Source organism: Pseudomonas defluvii (genome assembly GCF_001695625.1).
In the GTDB taxonomy this organism is placed as follows: domain Bacteria; phylum Pseudomonadota; class Gammaproteobacteria; order Pseudomonadales; family Pseudomonadaceae; genus Aquipseudomonas; species Aquipseudomonas defluvii.
Window position 1 is genome coordinate 1 of sequence record NZ_MBPN01000114.1, and the last position, 14,633, is coordinate 14,633.

At 60.1% G+C, this 14,633-nt stretch carries 13 protein-coding genes; 7 read left to right on the forward strand and 6 right to left on the reverse strand.

Annotation, left to right across the window (positions count from 1 at the left end; translation table 11 throughout):
• Positions 1–102: 102 nt before the first annotated feature.
• The 4 genes from EKA13_RS22430 to EKA13_RS22445 form a co-directional block, all read right to left on the reverse strand.
• On the reverse strand, positions 103–507 hold the full coding sequence (locus EKA13_RS22430) for an META domain-containing protein (protein WP_065761446.1): 405 nt from the start codon (positions 505–507) through the stop codon (positions 103–105).
• Positions 504–941: a hypothetical protein gene (locus EKA13_RS22435; protein ID WP_065761435.1), complete on the reverse strand. Its 438-nt coding sequence runs from the start codon at positions 939–941 to the stop codon at positions 504–506. The genes EKA13_RS22430 and EKA13_RS22435 overlap by 4 nt, the downstream gene beginning before the upstream one ends.
• A gap of 31 nt (positions 942–972) precedes the next feature.
• A complete protein-coding gene (locus tag EKA13_RS22440) occupies positions 973–1,962 on the reverse strand; it encodes a 2-hydroxyacid dehydrogenase (RefSeq protein ID WP_065761436.1) in 990 nt (329 codons plus the stop codon).
• Between the two features lie 67 nt (positions 1,963–2,029).
• A complete protein-coding gene (locus tag EKA13_RS22445; protein ID WP_065761437.1) occupies positions 2,030–4,795 on the reverse strand; it encodes a response regulator in 2,766 nt (921 codons plus the stop codon).
• Positions 4,796–5,010: 215 nt separating this feature from the next.
• On the opposite strand from EKA13_RS22445, the gene EKA13_RS22450 reads away from it, so the two are divergent.
• The 7 genes from EKA13_RS22450 (at position 5,011) to EKA13_RS22480 (ending at position 13,256) form a co-directional block, all read left to right on the forward strand.
• Complete coding sequence (locus EKA13_RS22450) at positions 5,011–5,727, forward strand: response regulator transcription factor (RefSeq protein WP_065761438.1); 717 nt, start codon at positions 5,011–5,013, stop codon at positions 5,725–5,727.
• Entirely contained in the window at positions 5,728–7,140 is a 1,413-nt protein-coding gene (locus EKA13_RS22455; RefSeq protein WP_065761439.1) for a sensor histidine kinase, read from the forward strand. It begins immediately after the preceding gene.
• Positions 7,141–7,174: 34 nt separating this feature from the next.
• Complete coding sequence (gene cysM / locus EKA13_RS22460; protein WP_065761440.1) at positions 7,175–8,077, forward strand: cysteine synthase CysM; 903 nt, start codon at positions 7,175–7,177, stop codon at positions 8,075–8,077.
• Positions 8,077–9,435 carry a 23S rRNA (uracil(1939)-C(5))-methyltransferase RlmD gene (gene rlmD, locus EKA13_RS22465; RefSeq protein WP_065761441.1) on the forward strand — a complete coding sequence of 453 codons (1,359 nt, stop codon included), beginning with the start codon at positions 8,077–8,079 and terminating at the stop codon, positions 9,433–9,435. Before cysM ends, rlmD begins: the two co-directional genes overlap by 1 nt.
• A 100-nt stretch (positions 9,436–9,535) precedes the next feature.
• On the forward strand, positions 9,536–11,776 hold the full coding sequence (gene relA, locus EKA13_RS22470; RefSeq protein WP_065761442.1) for a GTP diphosphokinase: 2,241 nt from the start codon (positions 9,536–9,538) through the stop codon (positions 11,774–11,776).
• 83 nt (positions 11,777–11,859) lie between these two features.
• Positions 11,860–12,690 (forward strand): nucleoside triphosphate pyrophosphohydrolase, encoded by an 831-nt coding sequence (mazG, locus tag EKA13_RS22475; RefSeq protein ID WP_065761443.1) that lies wholly within the window; start codon positions 11,860–11,862, stop codon positions 12,688–12,690.
• Positions 12,691–12,716: 26 nt separating this feature from the next.
• Entirely contained in the window at positions 12,717–13,256 is a 540-nt protein-coding gene (locus tag EKA13_RS22480) for a DUF2058 domain-containing protein (RefSeq protein ID WP_065761444.1), read from the forward strand.
• A gap of 92 nt (positions 13,257–13,348) precedes the next feature.
• Here EKA13_RS22480 and EKA13_RS22485 read toward each other — a convergent pair whose 3' ends face one another.
• Positions 13,349–14,059, reverse strand: coding sequence for a DUF3108 domain-containing protein (locus EKA13_RS22485; protein ID WP_065761445.1), 711 nt, complete (start codon positions 14,057–14,059; stop codon positions 13,349–13,351).
• A gap of 8 nt (positions 14,060–14,067) precedes the next feature.
• Positions 14,068–14,633 (reverse strand): phosphoribosylglycinamide formyltransferase (gene purN / locus EKA13_RS22490; protein WP_065761447.1); only part of this gene is annotated, 566 nt, incomplete at its 5' end.

Genomic DNA, 14,633 nt, shown 5'->3' on the forward strand with positions numbered 1-14,633 from the left:
CTCAAGGGCGCCTGATCCGTCGGTATCCCGCGCAGCCAGGCAGTGGTTTGCGCGTCCCTGCAGGGGCCAGCAATGCCGGCCCCTGCAGAACATGACGGGTACTTAGCCTTCTTCAGGCCAAAAACGCAGTGGCTTGCCTTGTGCTGGCCAGAACCGTACCTGTTCGATTGGCGAGATGTCCCAGCGTTCGACCTCTCCCAATGCCTGCAGGAAACGTTGCTCCTGTTCCATCAGTGCCGGTGCGCAGCGCTTGCGGGTGCTGCCAATTTTACCGAAGCTCAGTTTGTTTCCGTCCAGCTGATACGGCGCGAACCAGTGGTTGCAGCCCGCATTGCCATACGCCCGGCCATCGGCTGCCAAGGTCAGCGTCAGGTGGCTGTAGTCCATCAGTGGCCGTTCGCCAATCCATTCCAGTATGTAGCTTTGCTCCTGCTCCAGCTTCATTGGCTCGGCAGCGCAGCCGACCAGGCCTGCGGCTGCCAGGGCCGATAACAGAAGTTGTTTCACTGCGCCTGCCCCCGGCATTTCGGGCACGTATGTTTGTCGCCCTGGGTGGTCCAACCCAGTTCGGCAATACGCGCCACGGCGGCGGGTTGTTGGGCCTTGTTGCCCAGCTTGGCGTCTACCGCGAACTCGAAGTCGAGGCTGGCCTGGCAGCTGTCGCAGTTGACTTGCCACTGATGGATCGCCAGTTCGCCGAAGACCGGGCCACTGGCCACGGCTACCCATTGACCGGGCGGGTTGATCAGGTGGCGTACTTTTTCCACGGTCAGGCGCATTGACAGGCTCTTGCTGCCCTTGAGGGTCACCAGCAAGACATCGTCATTGTGGATTGAGCCACCATTGCCAGTGACCTGGTAGCGACCTGGTGCCAGAGAGCGGCATTCGATCAGGGTGTGTTGCGGATTAAACAGGTTGTAGCGGAAATCGTGTTCGACCATGGGTCCTCCAAATCTGCCGCGTATCCTAGCATCAACCTTCGACCAGATTCTGCGGATTCCCGACCGCCCAGCGGGCAATGTTTTCCAAGGTGGTCTGGGCAATGGCGGCCAGGGCTTCATGAGTAAGGAACGCCTGGTGGGCGGTGATGATCACGTTGGGGTAGGTCAGCAGCCGCGCCAGCACATCATCCTGTAGAGGTTGGTCGGAGCGATCTTCAAAGAACAGCTGTGCTTCTTCCTCGTAGACGTCCAGGCCCAGGTAGCCGAGTTGGCCGCTTTTCAGGGCATCACTCAGAGCTGGGGTGTCCACCAGCGCGCCACGGCCGGTGTTGATCAACATCGACCCGCGTTGCATCAACGCCAGGCTCCGCTGATTGATCAGGTGGCGGGTTTGCTCGGTCAAGGGGCAATGCAGGCTGACGATGCGTGCCTGAGCCAACAACTCCGGCAACGGCAGGTAGCGTGCGCCAAGGTCCTGCATTTGAGGGTTGGGGAAGGGGTCGTAGGCCAGTAGCTGGCAGCCGAAGCCGGCCATGATCCGTGCAAAGGCCAAGCCTATCTGGCCGGTACCGATCACCCCGACGGTTTTGCCGTAGAGGTCGAAGCCTGTCAGCCCATGCAGGCTGAAGTCGCCTTCGCGGGTGCGGTTATAGGCCCGGTGCAGGCGTCGATTGAGGGCCAGAATCAAGGCCACGGCGTGTTCGGCGACGGCGTGCGGTGAATAGGCCGGTACGCGCACCACGCTCAGCCCCAGGCGTTTGGCGGCCTTCAGGTCAATATGGTTATAGCCGGCCGAGCGCAAGGCGATCAGCCGCGTGCCACCGGCCGCCAGATGCTCCAGCACCGGTGCTGATAAATCATCGTTGATGAAGGCGCAGACAATCTCATGGCCTGCCGCCAGCATGGCGGTAGCCTCGGTCAGGCGCGCAGCCTGGAAGTTCAGGGTCAGCCCTTCAATGGCGGGCGCGGCACGGAAACTCTCCTGGTCGTATGTCTGGCTGCTGAAAAATAGTGCGCGCATGGCAAAGCTCCTTGGCATCGAATGCCGCCAGTTTAAACAACCGCCACGCCGCTGGCTTTGCCTCAGGTCAGGCGCTTAGCCGCGCCTGGGCGCTGAGCCGGGCAAGGGCGCGATCCAGTTCGTCGAGGGCCTGTTGGGCTTGCGGCGCATTTTGTTTAAGTAACGTCTCGCAGCGCTGGCAGGCGGCGCGCAGTTGCGGCACACCACAATAGCGGGTGGCGCCATTGAGACGGTGAACCCGTTCGATCAGCGCGGTGCGGTCACTCGCATGGCGTGCGGTACGGATGGCATCGCGGTCGGCGTCCAGTGAGGCCAGCAGCATTGCCAGCATGTCAGCCGCCAGGTCCGGTTTACCTGCGGCCAGACGCAGGCCTTCTTCCGGGTCGAGTACTTTGAGTTCGGCACTGTCGACCGGGCGCTCGCTGAAACGTTCCACAGGCGGCTTGGCCAGTGAGAGCCCCGTCCATTTCAGCAGGACCTGGGCCAATTGCCGCTCACTGACTGGCTTGGTCAGGTAGTCGTCCATACCGCTGTGCAGCAAGGCGAGTTTTTCGTTGGCCATCGCGTGGGCGGTCAGTGCCACGATCGGTAGCGCTGCGCTATCGCTTGCGGTTTCCCAGAGACGTATTTGTTCGGTGCATTCGCGTCCGTCCATGCCCGGCATCTGTACGTCCATCAGAACGAGGTCGAAGCAGTCCTCCTGTACCGCCTTGATCGCCGCGCTGCCGCTATCGACGGCCTCTACCGAGGCGCCAAGGTCTTCCAACAGTGTTTGTACCAGGAGCAGGTTGGCAGGGTTGTCGTCGACACACAGCACTTTGGGTTGGCGCTGCCCCGGCACTTGACGCGTCAGTTCTGCCTCACTTCGTCGTGGTTCGGTCAAATCCAGCAGAGCGCGGCGCAGTTTGCGGGTACAGGTTGGTTTGACTTGCAATTGGCTGTGCGGGTTCGGCAGGCAGGCTTGAAACGCGCGTTGCTCGGTGGTCGGGCACAGCACCATGGTCTGGCAACCCTGTTTTTCGAGGGTTTGCACGTGCTGACCAAGTCGCTCAGGGGACAGGTTGGCAAGGCTTACGCCGAGCACCGCCAACTCAAATGGCTGGCCGGCCAGGCGAGCCGCATCCATGCCATTGAGCAACTGATCGAGCGTGTTGAACACCGTAATGCTCAGCCCGCAGTCCTGCAGTTGGTGCTGCAGGGCCTGGCACGCCAGGGGGTGCGGGTCGATTATGGCGGTGCGGCGTCCCTGCAGCGACGATGGCGGCAGGTCTTCAGCATCATCCAGGGCTTTAGGCAAGCGTAGGCTGACCCAGAACTGAGAGCCTTCGCCCGGGGTACTGTCGACACCAATTTCGCCGCCCATCTGTTCAATCAGTCGCTTGGAAATCACCAGCCCCAGCCCCGTTCCGCCTGGCTGGCGGGAGAGGGAGTTATCGGCTTGGCTGAATGCCTGGAACAGGGCGCGCACGTCTTGCGGCGACAGCCCGATGCCTGTGTCCTGAACGCTGATGCGCAGGTGGACACTGTCCTCCTGATCATCGTCGTCATCCTCTAGCATCACTCGTGCGACGATGGTGCCCTCACGCGTGAACTTGATGGCGTTGCTGACCAGGTTAGTGATGATCTGCTTCAGTCGCAGCGGGTCACCAACCAGCGACAATGGGGTGTCGCGGTAAATCACGCTGACCAGTTCAAGCTGCTTGGCGTGGGCCGAAGGGGCGAGAATGGTCAGGGTTTCCTGAATGACGTCGCGCAGGTTGAACGGAATACTGTCGAGCACCAGTTTCCCAGCCTCGATTTTCGAGAAGTCGAGAATCTCGTTGATGATGCCCAGCAGGTTGTCGGCAGACTTCTCAATGGTGCCCAGGTACTCAAGCTGGCGCGGGCTCAGCTCGCTTTTCTGCAGCAGGTGGGTAAAACCGAGGATGCCATTGAGCGGGGTGCGGATCTCATGGCTCATGTTGGCCAGAAACTCTGACTTGATCCGGCTGGCTTCCAGGGCTTCCTTACGCGCCATATCCAGTTCGATGTTCTGGATCTCGATGGTTTCCAGGTTCTGACGAACATCCTCTGTTGCCTGGTCGATGCTGTGCTGCAGTTCTTCATGGGCGTTTTGCAGGGTTTGGGCCATGCGGTTGATGCCGTCGGCCAGCTCATCCAGTTCGTAACTCCCCAGCCTAGGTAGGCGTTGCTCTAGGTTGCCGTCCTTGAGCTGGTTCACCGCATGCTTGATCTGCCCTAGAGGGCCGTTAATGGTCCGGCTTATGCGCAAGGCAACCAGGGCGGTTACAACCAGGCCGATGAAAATCAGCAGCATGCTGGCAAAGAGGCTGCGGTAGCCCCGTAGGAGTGTGCCGTCATGGGACAGTTCGACTTCCACCCAGCCGAGCAGGCGGTGGGATTCGCCGGGAATCAATTCGCCCGCCAGATCGCGATGGCGGCCAAATACCGGTAGCAGATAGCGCGTCGCATCGCTGCCGCTGCGCTGCAACAACTGGGTTGTGTCGCCACTGGGTGCCTGGTTGAGCATGCTCGGTCCGGCATGGGCAAGGCTGCTGCGGTCGGGCGCAAGAAAACCTACCGCACGTACATCTGCTTGTTCCAGGGCCTGGGCGGCGATGCGCTCCAGTTGTGCGGGGTTGTTGCTGACCAGTGCCGGTGCCACCAAAGGGGCCAGTTGCTCAGCAATCATCTTGCCGCGTTGCAGCAGTTGGGTCTGCAACTCGTTTTGCTGCAGCCAGGTGAAATAGCCACCCAGTACCAGCGCCATCAGGCTGGTCGGCAAGAGCGCGAGCAACAGCACACGGCTTCTGATACCCAATCTATTCAGCACGCCACTCTCCTGTGCTTAGGCAGTTGCTGTAAGACGCCGTAAGATCCAAGTGGCGGCCCAAGTCGGAAAATTACCGCGACTACTGAAGCAATGCACTCATTTGTATCTACTTTTATCTTTTTGTAGGAATTTTCCTAGATGTTTGTCGGTAATTGGTTGCTTGATACGTATGTAATCTGAATAATCATGTTATTGAGAATTACTAGCGTCTACCGATGAGTCCCGTAACTACGCCTGTCCCCAACATTCTTGCAATCGAAGACGACCCGGTCCTGGGTAGCTACCTGCATGAACAGATGCAACGCAGTGGCTTTCGGGTGACCTGGTGCCGGGATGGTGGTGAGGGGTTGGCGCTGGCAACGCGTGAGCCGTTCGATGTCGTGTTGATGGACATCCTGTTGCCGGGCTTGAATGGCCTGGATGCCTTGTCGCAGTTGCGTGCTTGCAGTTCGACACCGGTCATTCTGATGTCCGCCCTGGGCGCGGAGGCCGACCGTATCAGTGGCTTTCAGCGAGGCGCGGACGATTACTTGCCCAAGCCCTTCAGCATTGCTGAGTTGCGGGTGCGGGTCGAAGCGATCCTGCGCCGGGTTGCACTGGAGCGACGCTACCAGCAACCCGAGCCGATGCTTTCAGGCGGATTGCTGTTCGATGAGCGGATCACTGATGTGTGTTTCGAGCAGCGCTGGGCCGGGCTGACCCCCAGTGAATACCGTCTGCTGGAAACCCTTCAGCGCAATGTCGAAGAGGTACTGAGCAAGCCGTTCCTCTACCAGCAGGTGCTGCAGCGCGGTTATTCCCGGCACGATCGTAGCCTGGATATGCATGTGAGCCAGATTCGCCGCAAACTGAAGAGTATTGGTTACCAGGAGCGGCAAGTGCTGACTGTTTGGGGCAAAGGCTACCGGCTCAGCGCTGTCGAGGCCGGTTAAGTGCCCGGTCGTTATTCACTGTTCTGGAAGCTGGCCGTTCTGCTGGTGGGCTTCTGCCTGTTGATGATCGCGTTGAGCTGGACCTGGGGCCGTCAAATGGAGACCCGCACAGCCTTTCTCTCAAGCACCGCACGGGCAACGCTCGAAGCGTATGCAGCAGAGGCCGAACAGGCCTGGCGACGGGGCGCAGAGGCGGCGGTCGATGCTTGGCTGGCAGGTATGCGTCGCCGTGAAGGTGTCTGGGTCGGGGTCATTGGCCATGATTTACAATCCCTTGGCAGCCTGCCTTTGAGTGACGCCGAAAGCCAGCACCTGACCGCCCTGCGCGGCGTGGATTGGCCGATCAGTCGCCGCGCCACGCAGCCCCCTTGGATCAAGCTGCCTTTTCCCCTGGACGCCACTCAGGGCAGTCTGGTCATCGAGTTGCCGCAGCGATTGATGCCCCAGCGCCATGTCACGCTGCTCTGGGCCGTGGTTATCAACGGGCTGATTCCTGGTCTGTTGACGTTACTGTTCTGTGTCGGGCTTTACCGCATGTTGATCATGCCGTTGAACCAACTGCGTCACCAGGCCAACGCCTGGCGGGCCAATCAGCTTTCAGCGCGGGTAGCCAGTACGACTACCAGCCGGCGTGATGAGCTCGGCGAACTGGGGCGTGCATTCGATGATATGGCCCAACGGCTACAACGTACCGTTATGTTGCAGCAGCAGTTGCTGCGAGACTTGTCTCATGAGTTGCGTACGCCCCTCAGTCGGTTGCGTGTTGCCTGTGACTCGGAGGTTGATGAGCGGGGCTTGCGTGAGCGCTTGAGCCGCGAGGTCGACGGCATGCAGCGGCTGGTTGAAGATGCGCTGCAACTGGCATGGCTTGATGCTGAGCAAAGCCCTCTGACCAGAGAGCCGATCCAGGTTCAGGCACTGTGGGAGATGCTGGTCGAGGATGCCTGCTTTGAAAGTGGCTGGTCGGCGGATCAACTGCAGTGCTCGCTGGACGGCTCCTGCTGGGTGCTGGGTAACCTCAACAGTCTGGCCCAGGCATTGGAAAACATTCTGCGCAATGCCATTCGGCATTCACCTGCCGAAGGTGTGATTCGTCTGGGTGGGCGCCGTAGCGGCAGCCTGTGGGTCCTCTGGATAGACGATCAGGGGGGCGGCGTTGCCAAGGGCGAACTGGAACGTATTTTCGATCCTTTCGCCCGGTTGGATGGTTCACGCCCCGGTGATGGCGGCTTTGGCCTGGGATTAAGCATCGCCCGCAATGCGCTGACGCGCCAAGGCGGGCAGCTATGGGCGCAGAATACTGATGAAGGCCTGCGGCTGCTGATGCAATTGCCTGCTGCAACCGAGCTTATAGCTCAAGGCTATAAGGAGCATACATTGCGTGATATGGGCGCACGCCGTTTGCCGGTATGATGAATACCCCCGCAGTCTGGATTGCGAATACGCCATGACCTTGCAGTACCCTACGATCGCCGATTGCGTCGGCAACACGCCCTTGGTTCGCCTGCAGCGCATTGCTGGCGATACGAGCAACACCCTCCTGCTCAAGCTTGAAGGCAATAACCCGGCAGGTTCGGTCAAGGACCGGCCAGCGTTGTCGATGATTACCCGTGCCGAACTGCGCGGGCAGATCAAGCCGGGTGACACCCTGATCGAAGCGACCTCGGGTAATACCGGGATTGCCCTGGCCATGGCAGCGGCGATCAAGGGCTACAAGATGATTCTGATCATGCCGGACAACTCCAGCGCCGAGCGCAAGGCGGCCATGACCGCCTACGGTGCCGAGCTGATCCTGGTCAGTAAGGAAGAGGGCATGGAAGGTGCCCGTGATCTGGCCGGGCGGCTGCAGGCCGAAGGCCGTGGCCAGGTGCTCGACCAGTTCGGCAATGGTGACAACCCTGAAGCCCATTACGTCAGCACTGGCCCGGAAATCTGGCGCCAGACCCAGGGCACCATTACCCATTTCATCAGCTCCATGGGTACCACCGGTACCATCATGGGCTGCTCGCGCTACCTGAAGGAGCAGAACCCGGCGGTGCAGATCGTCGGCCTGCAGCCGATGGAAGGTTCTGCTATTCCTGGCATTCGCCGTTGGCCGCACGAGTACCTGCCGAAAATCTTCGAGGCCGAGCGCGTTGACCGTGTGGTCGATATGTCCCAGGCCGAGGCAGAAGACACCACCCGCCGTCTGGCCCGTGAAGAAGGTATTTTCTGTGGCGTGTCCTCTGGCGGTGCCGTGGCGGCCATGTTGCGCCTGTCTCGCGAGGTAGAGAACGCGGTCATGGTGGCGATCATTTGCGACCGTGGCGACCGTTACCTGTCGACCGGCATTTTTGACGCTGGTAACTGATGTCCAAGAATAAACGTAATAGCGGCCTGCGCTTTCAGCCGGCCGGCGGCAGCCGTACCCCACAGGTTCCTGTTGGCAAGAAGCAGCGCCTGACACTCGAACGCTTGTCCGGCGACGGCCGTGGCATCGCATTTGTTGAGGGGCGTACCTGGTTTGTCAGCGGTGCGCTGGCGGGTGAAGAGGTCGAAGCGCGGGTGCTCAGCGCCCATGGCAAGGTGGTCGAGGCACGTCTGGAGCGTGTATTCAGCGCCAGCCCGCTGCGGCGTACGGCCCCTTGCGCGCATGCGGCCCGTTGCGGTGGCTGCAACCTGCAGCACCTGCCCCATGCCGAGCAGTTGGCGCTCAAGCAGCGCCTGCTCGCGGAACAGTTGCAGCGTGTAGCTGGCGTTGAGCCTGAGCACTGGGCGCCGCCGCTGAGTGGGCCTGAGTTCGGCTACCGGCGGCGTGCGCGCGTTGCAGTGCGTTGGGATGCCCGCGCCAAACACCTGGAGGTTGGTTTCCGTGCCGAGGCCAGTCAGGATATCGTTGCGATCGATGAATGTCCGGTACTGGTCGACGCCCTGCAGCCGATCATGCAGCAGTTGCCTGCCGTGTTGCGCGGCTTGCGCAAACCTCAAGTGATCGGCCATGTCGAATTGTTCAGCGGTACGGCGCTGGCGCTGTTGCTGCGCCATACCGCTCCGCTGACGGAGGGCGATCTACAGCAACTGCAGGCGTTCTGTAACGACGCTGGCGTGCAACTCTGGTTGCAGGGAGAGGGTGAGCCGACCGCGGTTGATCCGAGCCAGGCGTTGGGTTTTGTTCTTGAGCCGCGGGGCCTGGAGCTGGCCTACCGCCCAGGTGACTTCGTTCAGGTCAATGCCCAGGTCAATACCGCGATGATCGAACAGGCACTGGCCTGGTTGGCACCGCAGAATGACGAGCGTGTGCTTGACCTGTTCTGCGGCCTGGGTAACTTCGCTTTGCCACTCGCCCGACAAGCCCGCGAAGTCGTGGCGGTGGAAGGGGTGCAGACCATGGTCGAGCGTGCCGCGGAAAACGCCCGCAGTAATAATTTGCATAACGTGCGCTTTTTTCAGGCCGATTTGTCCCAACCTCTGGCAGGCATGGAGTGGGCCAGTGAGGGCTTTTCTGCGGTACTCTTGGATCCACCACGGGACGGTGCGCTTGAGGTGGTCAGAAATATTGCGAACCTGGGTGCCAAGCGTCTGGTCTATGTTTCGTGTAACCCGGCCACTCTGGCGCGCGATACCCAAGCGTTGCTCGGGCAGGGTTACCGGTTAAAGTGTGCCGGGATACTCGACATGTTTCCTCAGACGGCCCATGTCGAGGCCATGGCGTTATTCGAGGCGGGCTAGCGTAGCAAGCCCGTTCGGCGGTTGCCCCTTGGATCCGGCAGGGGCAACGCCTGTGATTTCAAGCGCATTACGTATGCGCGGTAGGGAAAGGTAAACAAAGATGGTACAGGTGAGAGTGCACCAGCCGGTCAACACCGACGGTAGTATCAATCTCGAGGCATGGCTGGATCATGTGGTCAGCGTCGATACGGCGCTGGACCGGGAAGCCCTCAAGGCCGCCTGTGAGTTCACCCAGGATGTCGAGAAAAAGGGCAACCCGGCCAAGCATTCCTGGGCCGACGGTACGTCGAGTTTTCAGGCCGGGCTTGAGATCGCGGAAATTCTCGCTGATCTGAAGCTTGATCAGGATTCTCTGGTGGCCGCGGTCATCTATCGCTCTGTGCGCGAAGGCAAGGTAACCCTGGCCGAGGTGGGCCAGCGCTTTGGTCAGGTCGTGTCCAAGCTGATCGATGGTGTGCTGCGTATGGCGGCCATCACCGATAGCCTCAATCCGCGTCATTCCTTGGTACTTGGCTCTCAGGCGCAGGTTGAAAACCTGCGCAGGATGCTCGTGGCCATGGTTGACGATGTGCGCGTGGCCCTGATCAAGCTGGCTGAGCGCACGTGTGCGATCCGTGCGGTGAAGAGTGCCGACGACGAGAAGCGCCACCGGGTCGCCCGCGAAGTGTTCGATATCTACGCGCCGTTGGCGCATCGCCTGGGTATCGGGCATATCAAGTGGGAGCTGGAAGACCTGTCCTTCCGCTACCTGGAGCCTGAACAGTACAAGCAGATCGCCAAGTTGCTGCATGAGCGCCGGCTGGATCGTGAGCGCTTCATTTCTGATGTCATGAACCAGTTGCAGAACGAACTGCTGGCCACCGGGGTCAAGGCTGACATCAGTGGCCGTGCCAAGCATATCTATTCGATCTGGCGCAAAATGCAGCGCAAGGGCCTGGAGTTCAGCCAGATCTACGACGTGCGGGCGGTGCGCGTGCTGGTTCCGGAAATGCGCGACTGTTACACCGCGCTGGGTATCGTGCATACCCTTTGGCGGCACATTCCCAAGGAGTTCGACGACTACATCGCCAACCCCAAGGAGAACGGTTACCGCTCCCTGCATACTGCGGTTATCGGCCCAGAGGGCAAGGTACTGGAGGTTCAGATCCGTACCCACGCCATGCATGAAGAGGCCGAGCTCGGCGTCTGTGCGCATTGGCGCTACAAGGGCACGGATGTCAAATCCAGCTCCAACCACTATGAAGAGAAAATTTCCTGGCTGCGTCAGGTCCTCGAGTGGCATGAAGAGCTGGGCGATATTGGTGGCCTGGCTGAACAGTTGCGGGTCGACATCGAGCCGGATCGGGTCTATGTCTTTACCCCGGACGGGCATGCCATTGACCTGCCCAAGGGCGCGACCCCGCTCGACTTCGCCTACCGCGTGCATACTGAAATTGGCCACAACTGCCGCGGCGCCAAGATCAATGGGCGGATCGTACCCCTCAACTACAGCCTGCAGACCGGTGAGCAGGTCGAAATCATCACCAGCAAGCACGGTAATCCGAGCCGTGACTGGCTGAACACGAACCTGGGCTATGTCACCACCTCGCGGGCACGGGCCAAGATCGTACACTGGTTCAAGCTGCAGGCTCGTGATCAGAACGTTGCCGCAGGCAAGACCTTGCTTGAGCGTGAGCTCACGCGGCTCGGTCTGCCCCAGGTGGACTTTGAGCGCCTGGCGGAAAAAGCCAACGTCAAGACCGCCGAGGATATGTTTGCCTCGTTGGGCGCCGGCGACTTGCGCCTGGCCCATTTGGTCAACGCCGCACAGCAACTGGTGGAACCGGAGCGTGTTGAGCAACTGGAGTTCATCACCCGCAAGGCGACCGGTATCAAACCGGGCAAGCGCGGTGATATCCAGATCCAGGGCGTGGGTAACCTGCTGACGCAGATGGCGGGTTGCTGCCAGCCGCTGCCGGGGGATGCCATCGTTGGCTATATCACCCAGGGCCGCGGCGTGACCATCCACCGTCAGGATTGCGCTTCGGCGTTGCAGTTGGCCGGGCGTGAGCCGGAGCGGATCATCCAGGTAAGCTGGGGGCCGGTACCGGTGCAGACGTATCCGGTGGATATCGTCATCCGTGCCTATGATCGTCCGGGCTTGCTGCGTGACGTCTCTCAAGTGCTACTTAACGAGAAGATCAACGTGCTGGCGGTCAACACCCGCTCGAACAAGGAAGACAACACTGCGCTGATGTCGCTGACCATCGAAATCCCGGGGCTTGATGCACTAGGACGTTTGTTGGGGCGTATTTCGCAGTTGCCGAACATCATCGAGACGCGGCGTAATCGTACTTCCTGAGGTGCTTTCGCCTGCACTGCCAGTTTCCCCGGGAGCTGCAGTGCGGGCGATGATGCCAGGCCCTCCGACACAGAGAACCCAAGATGTACACCCTAGACGACTTGCTTCATCTCATGGCGCGCCTGCGTGATCCGCAGTACGGTTGCCCGTGGGACCTCAAGCAGACCTACGCGAGCATTGTTCCCTACACGCTTGAAGAAGCCTACGAGGTGGCTGATGCCATCGAACGCAGTGATTTCGAGCACCTGCAAGGTGAGTTGGGCGATCTGCTGTTTCAGGTGGTGTATTACAGCCAATTGGCCCGGGAGGAGGGGCGCTTCGAGTTTGAGGCTGTAGTCGATAGCATCACTCGCAAACTGATTCGTCGTCATCCCCATGTGTTTCCAACGGGGGAGCTGTATGCGCCGCTGGATACGCCGCGCCTCGATGAAGGCCAGGTCAAGCAGCGCTGGGAAGAAATCAAGGCTCAGGAGCGCGCCGAGAAGGCCGAGCCTGAGCAGTTGTCGCTGCTCGATGACGTGCCGGCAGCCTTGCCGGCCTTGTCGCGAGCGGCCAAGCTGCAAAAACGTGCGGCTCAGGTCGGCTTTGACTGGCCTGATGCCTTGCCTGTGTTGGACAAGGTCCGTGAGGAGCTCGATGAAGTGCTCCAGGCCATGGCCGACAATGACCCGGCGGCATTGGCCGACGAGGTGGGCGACTTGTTGTTTGCCGCCGTCAATCTGGCGCGGCATGTGAAAGTCGATCCGGAAACCGCGCTGCGTGGCGCCAATGGCAAGTTCGAAAGACGCTTCCGTTTTATCGAACAGGCATTGCGCGATATGGGCCGTCCGATCGAAGATTGCACCCTCGAAGACTTGGACGCGCTCTGGGGCGAGGCCAAACGTCAGGAAAAGAACCTGTCCAGCTGCGGCTGAACTGTTGCATAAGTGAGTAAGCATCCATGAGTCTTTCCCTTCGTGACCAATTGCTCAAGGCCGGTCTGGTCAACCAGAAGCAGGTCAAGCAGGTCACCAAAGAGCAGAAGAAGCAAAAACGCCTGGAGCATAAAGGCCAGGTAGAAGTTGATGACACCCAGCAGCGTCTGGCCAAGGAAGCCATGGCCGAGAAGGCCAAGCGCGACCAGGAGCTGAACCGTCAGCAGCAGGAGAAGGCCGAGCAGAAGGCCCGTGCTGCTCAGGTCAAGCAACTGATTGAAGTGTCGCGCTTGCCCAAGCTGAACACTGAGGACTACTACAACTTCGTGGACGACAAGAAGGTCAAGCGCCTGTCGGTCAACGCCCTGATGCGGAGCAAGCTGAGCAGTGGCTCGTTGGCTATCGTTCATCACGGTGGAGGTTACGAAGTGATTCCACGTGAAGCTGCGCTGAAGATCCAGGAGCGCGATCCCAAGCGTATTGTCCTGCTCAACACTCAGGTTGAGGAGCCGGATGCCGATGATCCGTACGCGGCCTATCAGATCCCTGATGATCTGATGTGGTAAAGTGACAAACCCCGCTTCGGCGGGGTTTGTCGTTATTGGCGCTGATACTAAAAACCCCGCACAGCGTGGGGTTTCAGGTGTGCTGTCGGGCTTCAGTTGCCTTTGACAGGTTTTCCGTCGACCGTACCGTCCTGCAGTATGATCACGTATTCCTTACCGTCGGTTTCAACCTGGCGCAGTTGCACCAGCAGGTAGTCCCAGTCCTTGGCGAACCACAGTTCAGTGATGCGCTTGCTCTGGCTTGGGTCGCGTACGCGCTCGACCTTGATGGCGTCAACCTGGCCGGCCTTGGTCGAGACTTTCTCGGTGCCCAGGACGCGGAAGTCGTAGGTGTCGATCTCGTCGCCATCGACCACTTGGTAGCTGATGCTTTTCTTGCCAGCGGCAACGTCATGTTGCAGTGCAAGCTGATACGAGGACTTGTCCAGCACGCCACGGTTGAGTGGCAGCTTTACGGCATCTCCACGGTCGGTGCCGGTGATCATGTTGCTTGACCAGTCGAAGTCCAGATCAACTTTTTTCGCCTTGCCCAAGCCGCCACGTTCGAAGTGGTAGGTTTGTGGCAGCAGGGTGTCCTTGTCCATGCGCAAGGTGCTTTGCTCGGTCAGGCTCGCGATCATCATCGCGGCCTTGAAGTTGAGGCTCCAGGTACCGTTGGCATTCTTGACCAGGCTGCGCTCGGCGGTGCCGCTCATGGGCAGCTGTTTCCAGTCGGCGGTGTAGCTGGCCGAGTAGGGCTTCAGCTCGGCTGCCTGAAGCGGTAACGCAAGCACGGCGAGGGCGAAAAGCAGGGCGCGACGCATAAAATCTCCTAGGGTCGAATCAAGTGGCCGCTGGCCGCCAGAGGCTGGCCATCCATTAACGCACCGGTTTCGCCCAAGCGTAAACGACCTTCAGCGAACCAGCGAACAGCCAGCGGGTAAATCTGATGTTCCTGGCGGTGAACCCTTTGTGCCAGGCTTTCTGGCGTGTCGTCCAACTCTACCGGTATTACTGCTTGTACGACCAGTGGTCCGCCGTCGAGTTCCTCGGTGACGAAGTGGACACTGCAGCCATGTTCGCGATCGCCAGCTTCCAGCGCGCGTTGATGGGTGTGCAGGCCCTTGTACTTGGGCAGTAGGGAGGGGTGGATGTTCAACAGCCGGCCCTGATAGTGGCGGACGAATCCGGCACTGAGAATGCGCATGAACCCGGCCAGTACGACCAGTTGCGGTGAGTAGCCGTCGATCAGCTCGATCAACGCCGCATCGAACGCCTCGCGGCCATCGAAGGCCTTGTGGTCGAGTACGGCGGTGTCGATGCCTGCATCGCGGGCGCGTTGCAGGCCGTAGGCATCGGCGCGGTTGGAAATCACCGCGCGGATCCGCACCGGGTTGC

What these genes read in the sequence shown, in the direction of transcription:
- EKA13_RS22435 (WP_065761435.1), bottom strand. Translation starts at nt 941, where the DNA reads ATGGTCGAACACGATTTCCGCTACAACCTGTTTAATCCGCAACACACC.
- mazG (WP_065761443.1), top strand. Translation starts at nt 11,860, where the DNA reads ATGTACACCCTAGACGACTTGCTTCATCTCATGGCGCGCCTGCGTGAT.
- EKA13_RS22450 (WP_065761438.1), top strand. Translation starts at nt 5,011, where the DNA reads ATGAGTCCCGTAACTACGCCTGTCCCCAACATTCTTGCAATCGAAGAC.
- rlmD (WP_065761441.1), top strand. Translation starts at nt 8,077, where the DNA reads ATGTCCAAGAATAAACGTAATAGCGGCCTGCGCTTTCAGCCGGCCGGC.
- relA (WP_065761442.1), top strand. Translation starts at nt 9,536, where the DNA reads ATGGTACAGGTGAGAGTGCACCAGCCGGTCAACACCGACGGTAGTATC.
- EKA13_RS22480 (WP_065761444.1), top strand. Translation starts at nt 12,717, where the DNA reads ATGAGTCTTTCCCTTCGTGACCAATTGCTCAAGGCCGGTCTGGTCAAC.
- EKA13_RS22440 (WP_065761436.1), bottom strand. Translation starts at nt 1,962, where the DNA reads ATGCGCGCACTATTTTTCAGCAGCCAGACATACGACCAGGAGAGTTTC.
- EKA13_RS22485 (WP_065761445.1), bottom strand. Translation starts at nt 14,059, where the DNA reads ATGCGTCGCGCCCTGCTTTTCGCCCTCGCCGTGCTTGCGTTACCGCTT.
- cysM (WP_065761440.1), top strand. Translation starts at nt 7,175, where the DNA reads ATGACCTTGCAGTACCCTACGATCGCCGATTGCGTCGGCAACACGCCC.